Annotated in this window: 7 protein-coding genes; 6 read left to right on the plus strand and 1 reads right to left on the minus strand. The window is 63.0% G+C overall.

Annotation, left to right across the window (positions count from 1 at the left end):
* The 3 genes from QZ213_RS23990 to QZ213_RS24000 form a co-directional block, all read left to right on the plus strand.
* The coding region (locus QZ213_RS23990) for a hypothetical protein (protein WP_291688571.1) at window positions 1-173 on the plus strand (173 nt) is incomplete at its 5' end.
* A 57-nt stretch (window positions 174-230) separates the two neighbouring features.
* Window positions 231-518: a hypothetical protein gene (locus QZ213_RS23995; protein WP_291688565.1), complete on the plus strand. Its 288-nt coding sequence runs from the start codon at window positions 231-233 to the stop codon at window positions 516-518.
* 218 nt (window positions 519-736) lie between these two features.
* On the plus strand, window positions 737-997 hold the full coding sequence (locus QZ213_RS24000; RefSeq protein WP_291688566.1) for a hypothetical protein: 261 nt from the start codon (window positions 737-739) through the stop codon (window positions 995-997).
* 63 nt (window positions 998-1060) lie between these two features.
* Here the strand turns inward: QZ213_RS24000 and QZ213_RS24005 are convergent, their stop codons facing one another.
* Window positions 1061-2848 (minus strand): caspase family protein, encoded by a 1788-nt coding sequence (locus QZ213_RS24005; RefSeq protein WP_291688567.1) that lies wholly within the window; start codon window positions 2846-2848, stop codon window positions 1061-1063.
* A gap of 251 nt (window positions 2849-3099) precedes the next feature.
* Here QZ213_RS24005 and QZ213_RS24010 point away from each other — a divergent pair, with 251 nt between their 5' ends.
* From QZ213_RS24010 to QZ213_RS24020, 3 genes are all read left to right on the plus strand, one after another.
* A complete protein-coding gene (locus QZ213_RS24010) occupies window positions 3100-4149 on the plus strand; it encodes a zinc-binding dehydrogenase (RefSeq protein WP_291688568.1) in 1050 nt (349 codons plus the stop codon).
* A 117-nt stretch (window positions 4150-4266) separates the two neighbouring features.
* A complete protein-coding gene (locus tag QZ213_RS24015) occupies window positions 4267-4641 on the plus strand; it encodes a nuclear transport factor 2 family protein (RefSeq protein ID WP_291688569.1) in 375 nt (124 codons plus the stop codon).
* 71 nt (window positions 4642-4712) lie between these two features.
* Window positions 4713-5471: cation:proton antiporter (locus tag QZ213_RS24020; RefSeq protein ID WP_291688570.1), on the plus strand; the 759-nt coding region annotated here is incomplete at its 3' end.

Below are 5471 nucleotides of genomic sequence, written 5' to 3' on the forward strand. Positions count from 1 at the left end.
TGTCGATGTGCAATGATCCGGACTCAGGCGGGCGAATGATTGACAATATAATCAACAACACGCTGTTGCCGGCGCTGTCGCGCGAATTCCTCAAGCGTTCGCTTGCTAAGGAGGAATTGAAGGAAGCCAGGGTTACGGTCGAGAATAACGACTTCGCCTATACGTGGACATGACCAGACATTGGAGCCACCGCAGTTCGAAAACTGCGGAACACGCCGCCGGGGGGACTAATGGCGAGAAACCGTTTCGAGCAGGTTGATGAACTCCAGCCGGATGCGATTAACCTGACGCTGATCGACAGGGGCGAGACGCAAGTCGGGATCGTGCACTGCCCGAAAACGGCGGCAGCGGATCTAATGGCGACGGATCTGACCAGCGAGGAGGTTCCCGCCCTTCAGGCGTTGGCGGCCGCGGTTCAACTCGCGAATTCCAAGAAGATACCGATTGTGGTGATCGATCCCGGCCGCGTTTGGAAAAGCGAATGGGGTGATTTGTGGCGCTATGAGGAAGACGAGTGACACGTACGGTGCTCTAATTTGGTATTCAGGCCGGTTGCCGTGGAGAGTTTGCTGAGTTGTCGTATGCGAAAGCGAGAGAAAAAATACGCTCCGTGTTGGACCGGCGTTCCGCTTGGCTTGGTGTGGCCGTCGACTTATTCGGGTCGTGCCGACAGGGTCAATCTGGCAGATTCCGCTGTCCGTCGTATCAATCGCGCTGTTAAGCTTTCTGTCTGAAAATGGAGGAAACCATGAGTGCTGGTTATGTCGTTGCGCGAGAAAACTTCAAGGAGGCGGCGAAGCATGTGTCGGCGGAAGCCGACCCCGTCATGTTCAATCTGCTCTATGGCCTGCAAAGCTTGACCAATCAGATCGAGGCCGACTTCGCATCGCTTGGGGCAAGTTTGCCGGGCTCGGGCGCACCACCACCCAAAGGGGTGAACCGAAAAAAGAAGCCCGGCAAGAACAAGAAGAAGCCGGTCAAGAGCACGAGAAAATAGCGGGGCGCTTGAAGTAACTATCGTGGCCCTCTGCGTTTCAAAGAGAGTGGCATGCGGTTCACTTCAATTGCAAACCTGCACGTTGCTGCCGCCGCCCAAGCGGCCGCCGCCTTCCAGGCTCGATCTGAACTCGAGGTGACATCCGCGCTCGACCGGATGGCACAAATGGTCGTCGCACACGATCTGGCCCGATGCTTGCGGACGGACCGGCTTCGGCCGGGCCTGCGCCGCGCGATCGGGACGCTGGTCGGGCTCGCGCTTTGCCGTCGGCGTTTTCCCCCGACGCTTCTCGCATTCATTGTCGTCATTGAGAAACGAGCCTGCGCCGCAGACGATCCTGCTGCATTGGTCGCCGTCCGCCTTGAAGCCGTGCTCGCAGATCAGCGGGCAGACCCGCGAAGGCTTCAGCTTGATCGCATCGAGCGCGTCGAGGCTCGCCAGCTTGACGTCGAATTTGGTTCCCGCGTTCTTGTTGAACAGCGCCAGCGAACGTTGCGACGCTGCGTTCCATTCGCCATCGGCGGCGCCGGTGAGACAGCCGACGCGGCGCAACTCGCTCTGCACCGACCTGATCAGTTCGGCCGGCGGCGGCCCGGCGTTTAACGAAGCAAGGTTCGTCCCGCCCCCAGCCGCATTGCCGGCGGGCTGGTTGTCGGGAACGTTGTTGTCGGGAGTGCCGCGCGTCGAAGGAATATCGGTGGCGGCACGTCTGCGCTCGGCTTCAGTGGCCTGCGCCTGTGCGACCTCTTTGGCTTTTTCGGCGGCAAGACGGGCTTGCTCGGCTGCCTTGGCGTCCGCATCCGCCTTTGCCTGCTGCGCCTTTTGCGCGCCTTCGGCGGCAAGCCGCGCCCGCTCCTGTTCGGCCAGCCGCGCCTTTTCCGTCGCCGCCACGCGCGCTTCCTCGGCGGCGATCTTGGCAAGCTGGATCTTGGCCAGGTTTGCATAGAAGCCGTCGGGGTGCTGGGCGAGGAAGGCGTTAAACGCGTCCTTGTTGCCGATCTGCAGCGCCAGTTCGTAATCCGCCCGCGCCTCTGCCTGTGGATTGGGCGCAGCCGCAACTGGCGCAAGCTTGGCGGGCACCAGGGGCACGTCGTTGCCGCCGAGCGAGCCATAGACAAACGGCTCCTGCCGGTTGCCGGTGGTCTTGAGCACATCGTCGCGCACGAAGCCGAACGCCTTGCGCACGTCCAACCCCGGCGTGGTCAGGTGGTTTGCCAAAGCCAGCGTGAACGGGCTGTTCTTGGCATCGCCGTCCAGCGCGGTGGAACCGGCCTTGGCGGAGTAGGCGATCAGCGTGTTCGGGCTGGTCGGTTCGACCTTGGCAAGGCCGCGTCCGATCGAGCGCGACGCAACGCTCCGCTTCATGGTCTTGGCAAACGGATTATCGCGGCAGGCGTCGAGGATCACCAGACGAAGCTGCTTGGCGGGTTCGACCGCCACCAGCACGCGGTCCAGCGAAAGCGCCTCGTCGTACACGTCGGTGTCGCGCTCCAGTTTCGCATCCACCGGAACCAGATAATTGGTGCCGTCTACCTCCATGCCATGGCCGGCGTAATAAACCACGGCGATATCGGCGTCGCGCGCGGCGTCGGCGAAGTCGCGCAGTGCGCGCCGGGTCTCGGCCGCCGGCAAATCGTGGCGGGAATCGACCACGTCGAAGCCGGCTTCCTTCAGCTTTGCCGCGATCACGGCGCTGTCATTGACCGGGTTCGAAAGCGACGGCACGTTCTGATAGGCGGAATTGCCCAGCACCAGCGCCACGCGCTTTTCGGCGAAAGCCGGCTGGCATACCAACAGCAGCGCGGCAGCAAGGAAAAGCCGGCGCAATTTGGGCGATCGAGGCAATTTCATCAGGAGGCTCTCTAAAATTTGGCCCTTATAGCATCTCTCCATACCTATCAAAAGCTTGGGCGGCCTGCTTGTGAGCGAGATCACGTAGCGAACCACTGAGCCATCCACCACTTAGCCGCGGACGCTGCAAACGACGGACCGCCTTGTTTTATGTCTCGCCAGTCCGGATTCGGTTCGCCGTCGTTCGCCCTTGGCCGATCCCGTTTTCCCGTCCAATATCGGCCGACAAGCACGAACAAACGGAGGAAGCGATGCGCGGCGTGGTGTTTAACGGCGAGCGCGAACTGGAATTGATGCAGTTCCCCGATCCGACGCCGGATCCGCACGACGTCGTGATCGAAATGAAGGCGTCCGGCATGTGCGGCAGCGATCTGCATCAGTACCGCCGACCCAAGAGCGGGGCGCAAGCGAGCGGCATCCCGATGCGGGAGGGCCCGGTGATCGCCGGACACGAGCCCTGCGGCGTCGTGGTGGCGATCGGTTCCGCGGTTGATGCCCGGGAGGCGCACGTCGGCCAGCGGGTGATGGTGCACCATTATCAAGGCTGCACCCAGTGCAACCATTGCCGCTCCGGATGGCAGCAGCTCTGCCAGGAGGTGCCGGTCAAGGTCTACGGCAACAACGCCCATGGCGGCCATGCGCAATATCTGAAGGTGCCCGCCAATACGCTGGTGCCGCTGCCGGACGAACTGTCGTTCTCGGCGGGTGCGGCGATCGCCTGCGGGTCCGGCACCGCCTACGGCGCGCTGCGCCGTATGAACCTTTCCGGCAACGACACCATTGCGATCTTCGGCCAGGGCCCGGTGGGGCTGGCGGCCACGCAATACGCCAAGGCGATGGGCGCGCGGGTGATCGCGCTCGACATCAGCCCGCAGCGGCTGGAGCGAGCCAAGGCGTTCGGCGCCGATGCCGTGGTCAATCCCGGCTCGAACGATCCAGTGGCCGCGATCAGGGACCTCACCCACGGCCGTTACGCGGACCTCACGCTCGACACCTCGAGCAACCCGGATGCGCGGGTGAATGCGATCCGCTCCACCAAGGTGTGGGGCACGATGTGCTTCGTCGGCGAAGGCGGCGACGTCCACATCGATGTCTCGCCGCATCTGTTGCGCCGGCAATTGACGCTGGTGGCGTCCTGGACGTTCTCCAACATTTTGCAGGCCGAATGCGCGCGGTTCTCGGTCGAGCGTGGCATCGACGTCGACCGGCTGTTCACCCATCGCTGGGCCATCGACCAAGCGAAGGAAGCCTATCAACTGTTCGACAAGCAGGTCGACGGCAAGGGCGTGTTCTTGACGTGAGCCGACATCGTAGCCCGGATGAGCGAAGCGAAATCCGGGAACGAAGGCAACACCGGCCCCGGATTTCGCTTCGCTCATCCGGGCTACACTCGTATTAGTTACGCAGGAGACCAACCCGTGAGTCATGACCGTTCCAGTGTCGAAGCCGTCGTCCAACATTATTTCGACGCGCTCTACGAAGGCGATGCCGACAAATTGGGCGCGATCTTCCACCCTTCCGCGGACCTGCGCTGGCTGGAGGAGGGTGCGCTGCAGGTCCTCACCGTGCCGGACTGGCTCGGCCGCGTCAGGAAGCGGCCCTCGGCCAAGGCCGAAGGCAAGCCGCGCGAGGATTTTGTCGTCACCATCGACCGCTCCGACGAATCCACCGCCTTCATCAAGGTGCGCTGCCAGCTGCCGCCGCGCTATTTCACCGATTATCTGGTGGCGATGAAACTCAAGGACGGCTGGCAGATCGTCTCAAAATCGTATCGCTATGATTTGAGGGAATAGCCACAACCATTCCGCGCCATTGACGGCGTCGCCGGTCCGGGCAAATTGGACCGTCACAGGAATTGGACGCCGTGGAAGCCATATTTCAGATCTTCCTGATTCTGCTGGCAGTGCTGGCGGGAACCGCGCTGCTGGCGAGGCGGGCCGATGTCGCGCCGGCGATCCTGTTGCTGCTGGCCGGAATCGGCCTCGCCTTCGTGCCGGGCATGCCCTCGCTGGAACTGCCGCCGGAGCTGGTGCTGCTTTTGGTGCTGCCGCCGCTGATCTATTCGGCCAGCGTCGCCATGAGCTGGCGCGAATTCAAGTTCAATCTGCGCCCGATCATCCTGCTGTCGGTCGGCTGCGTGATCTTCAGCGCCTTCGCGGTCGCGGCCGCCACGCATTACCTGATCGGGCTGCCCTGGACCATCGGATTCCTGCTCGGCGCCATCGTCGCGCCGCCGGACGTGGTGGCGCCGCTGGCCATCGCCCGCAAGCTTGCCTTGCCCCGCCGCATCATGGTCGTGCTCGAGGGCGAAGGGCTGGCGAACGACGCTACCGCGCTGATCCTGTACCGCTTCGCGGTGGTGACGATTTCGACCGGCATGTTTTCGCTGCCGAAGGCGATGGGCGAGTTCGCCGCGATCGTCGCCGGCGAGGTCGCGTTCGGTGTGGCGGTGGGCTGGCTCTCCCTGCGCATGCGGCGCCGCGCGCGGGATCCACAGATCGAGATCACGCTGTCGCTGATCACACCCTACGTCTCCTATTGGGTACCCGAGCATTTCGGCGGCTCCGGCGTGATCGCGACCGTCGCCTGCGGGCTCTATATGAGCTGGAACGGACCGCTGCTG

The sequence above is a fragment of the Bradyrhizobium sp. genome (genome assembly GCF_017881085.1).
GTDB lineage: Bacteria > Pseudomonadota > Alphaproteobacteria > Rhizobiales > Xanthobacteraceae > Bradyrhizobium.